Raw genomic sequence first — 3,538 nt, forward strand, 5'->3', positions numbered from 1 at the left:
AGGCCATGTCCTCCAAACGCAATGACGATCCCTCCCATGCCTCCCGGCCTTTCGATCAGGATCGGGACGGCTTCATCATGGGCGAGGGCGCCGGCATCCTGATCCTGGAAGACTACGAGCATGCCCGGGCGCGTGGCGCCAATATTCTGGTGGAACTGGCCGGCTACGGCACCACCGCCGATGCCTATCACGTCACGGCTTCTTCTCCGGACGGAGAGGGAGGATTGCGGGCCATGCGCCATGCGCTCGCAAGCGCCAAGCTGTCTCCTGCCGACATCGGCTATGTCAACGCCCATTCCACCTCGACCCCGGTCGGGGATGCGGCCGAGATCGCGGCCCTGACGACGCTCTTCGAGGGGCGTGGCAAAGACCTTGCGGTCTCTTCAAGCAAGTCCATGTTCGGACATCTTCTGGGTGCTGCCGGGGCGGTGGAAGCCATTGCCTGCGTCAAGGCGCTGGTCAGCGGCCTGCTGCCGCCCTCCCGTAACCTGGAAGCCGTCGACGAGGCCATGGCCCGCTTCGAGATGGTGCCGGGCAAGGCCATCGCGCGCGAGGTCGATCATATCCTCACCAACGGCTTCGGCTTCGGCGGCGTCAACGCCAGCGCGGTGTTCTCGAAGGTCTGAGACCTGGTCCAGAAACCAATGCCGCCCCGGCCTTGAGCCGGGGCCCGGATAGCTGGGGTGTTGGTCCCGGATCAGGTTCGGGACGGCGACGGGGAGGTTTCATTCGGTTCGCTCTCTCGAAGAGGCGCGCGCAGTTCCTGCCTCCTCGTGTCGGCTCTGCCTATTCTTTGTGCTTGGCGAAGATGAAATTCCCATTTATGAGAAAAATCTCATTTATGGGATTTGAGATGTCCAACCTTGAACAAGACCTTGCCCGCCGGTTGACGGACCTTCGCCGGGTCCGCAATTGGCCGCTGGAAGAGCTGGCCGAAAAGACCGGTATCAGCCGGGCAACCCTGTCGCGGATCGAGCGCGGCGACACCAGCCCGACGGCGAACGTCCTCGGCAAACTTGCCGGCGCCTTTGGCCTTTCCATGGCCGAGCTTTTCGGCGCGGCTTCCGCCACGGCCGAGCGGCACATTCCGAGAAACAGTCAACCCGTTTGGAAGGATCCGGAAACCGGCTTTGTGCGCCGGACGCTGACGCCGTCGGTAAGCGGCTACCATGGCGCAATGATTGAAGGCACGCTTCCTTCAGGAGCGATAATTTCCTATGCCGCCCCACCCGTTCCGGATCTTGAACATCATCTCGTGCTCCTGGAAGGGGCCTTGCGTTTCACCCTGGGCTGCGACGCCTATGACCTCGGTTCCGGGGATGCCCTGCGTTTCCGCCTCAATGCCCCCAACAGTTATCAGGCGACCGGCGACGTGCCGGCGCGCTATATCCTGACGGTGATCACGCCATGATTTCCTCTGAAACCCCTTCGCCCGCACCGGGTGCAAACTCCACCGGCTTCCATCCGGAGCCGCCCGTTTTCCTACTTCCGCCCGAAGAAGCGCGCGCTGCCGTTCCGCAGCTCGGCGCGCTGCTGAAAGCCTGTGTCGAGGATGGCGCCGGCATCGGCTTCATTCTGCCGCTTTCGCAGGAAAAGGCCGAAGCCTTCTGGACCGGAAAACTGCCGGCACTCGAAACCGGAGAGGCTTTTCTGATGGTGGCAAGGCAAGGCGGGGAGGTTGCAGGTGTCGTCATGCTGGCTCTTGCTCCCCAGGACAACGGCCCGCACCGCGCCGAGGTCGCCAAGCTGATGGTGCATCCTGCGCACCGCCGCAAGGGTCTTGCCCGCAAACTGATGTCGGCCGTCGACGGCCTCGCCCTTTCGCTTGGCCGCTGGCTTCTGGTGCTCGACACGGTCACCGGCGACCGCGCCGAAAAACTCTACCCGACCTGCGGCTACCGGAAGGTCGGCCTCATCCCCGACTACGCCTACGGCAGCCACGGCGATCTCGACGCGACAACGGTGTTTTACAAGGATCTGAGGTGAGGATTTCGAGCCAGCTTGTTATCCCTGCACCCGCCTTGGCGGGCTTAAACTCCGGCAGCGATCCAGCAAACGTTGCGTTCAGGTCTTGAGTCGTAATGGTGCGGAGTAACGGGTCCAGGTCTTGGCTGCGCCAAACCGGTGTGACAAGTCACTTCCGGCATATGCCGCCGCCTGATGCGACTCAGCCCTCGTTCAGCATCTCAAGTTCGAGCCACTGTTCTTCCGCAGCGTCCTTTTCCGCAGTCAGGTCAGTGATTTGCTGGGAGATCCTGGCAAACTTGTCAGGGTTCTTTGCATAAAGCTGCGGGTCGTTCATCTCACCCTGCAGTTTCTCAAGCTGAGCTTCAAGTTTATCGATGGTCCCGGGCAGGGTCTTCAGAAGATGCTGCTGGGTGAAAGTCAGCTTGGATTTTACCTGAGACTTTTGCGCCGAAGGGTCTGAGGCCGCAGGCTTTTCCTTCTTTTCCGGGGCGGCTTTTTCGATCCTGCGGGCCGTCACGCCTTCGCCGCGCTGCGCGAGCATATCGGTGTAGCCGCCGGCATATTCGCGCCAGAGTCCGTCGCCTTCCGAGACAATCACCGAGGTCGCAACCCGGTCGAGGAAGTCACGGTCGTGCGAAACGATCAGGGCCGTGCCCGGATAGTCGGCCAGGAGTTCCTGCAAAAGGTCGAGCGTTTCCAGGTCCAGATCGTTGGTCGGCTCGTCGAGCACCATCATGTTGGATTTGTTCGCGAGCGCGCGGGCCAGCATGGCGCGTGCGCGCTCTCCACCCGACAGAACGCCGAGCGGGGTCCTTGCCTGTTCGGGCGAGAACAGGAAGTCCTTCATGTAGGACATGACATGCTTGGTCTCGTCGCCGATAACGACCGTGTCGCCGCGCCCGCCGGTGAGCGTGGAGGCCAGCGTGTCGTTGAGGTCGAGGTTTTCGCGTTTCTGGTCGAGCGTTACCATTTCGAGGTTTGTGCCGAGCCGTACCGTTCCGGTGTCGGGCGCAAGTTCTCCGGTCAGCATCTTCAAGAGCGTGGTCTTGCCCGCCCCGTTCGGGCCGACGAAACCGACCCGGTCGCCGCGCTGGATGCGGGTGGAAAAGTCCTTGACGATGGCCCGCCCGCCATAGGTCTTGGCAATGCCCTTCGCCTCGATGACGAGCTTGCCGGAAACCTCCGCGTCCGCGGCGGCGAGCTTTGCCGTTCCCTGGGGGCCGCGATGCTCGCGCTTCTGCTTTCTGAGTTCGGCCAGTTCCCGCACGCGCCGCATGTTGCGCTTGCGCCGGGCAGTGACGCCGTAGGTCATCCAGTGTTCTTCGCGCTTGATCTTCTGTGCCAGCTTCTGCTGGTCGACCTCTTCCTGTTCGAACACCTCGTCGCGCCATGCCTCGAAATGGGCGAAGCCCTTGTCCATGCGCCGGGAAGTTCCCCGGTCGATCCAGACGGTGGCCCGCGACAGGTTTTCCAGGAACCGGCGGTCGTGGGAAATCAGCACGAGCGCGGACTTGAGGCTTTTCAGTTCCTCTTCCAGCCATTCGATGGCGGGCAGATCCAGGTGGTTTGT

At 62.4% G+C, this 3,538-nt stretch carries 4 protein-coding genes; 3 read left to right on the forward strand and 1 reads right to left on the reverse strand.

The genetic code is table 11. The annotated features are described in order from the left end of the window. The 3 genes from ACQY7U_RS06755 to ACQY7U_RS06765 all read left to right on the forward strand — a co-directional run. On the forward strand, positions 1–626 hold a 626-nt coding region (locus ACQY7U_RS06755), incomplete at its 5' end, for a beta-ketoacyl-[acyl-carrier-protein] synthase family protein (protein WP_428643054.1). 227 nt (positions 627–853) lie between these two features. Further along, entirely contained in the window at positions 854–1,411 is a 558-nt protein-coding gene (locus ACQY7U_RS06760) for a helix-turn-helix domain-containing protein (protein ID WP_428643055.1), read from the forward strand. Further along, positions 1,408–1,986, forward strand: coding sequence for an N-acetyltransferase family protein (locus ACQY7U_RS06765; protein ID WP_428643057.1), 579 nt, complete (start codon positions 1,408–1,410; stop codon positions 1,984–1,986). The genes ACQY7U_RS06760 and ACQY7U_RS06765 overlap by 4 nt, the downstream gene beginning before the upstream one ends. A gap of 181 nt (positions 1,987–2,167) precedes the next feature. Here ACQY7U_RS06765 and ACQY7U_RS06770 read toward each other — a convergent pair. Then, on the reverse strand, positions 2,168–3,538 hold a 1,371-nt coding region (locus ACQY7U_RS06770), incomplete at its 5' end, for an ATP-binding cassette domain-containing protein (protein ID WP_428643058.1).

The organism is Roseibium sp., assembly GCF_050301095.1.
Classification (GTDB): Bacteria; Pseudomonadota; Alphaproteobacteria; order Rhizobiales; family Stappiaceae; genus Roseibium.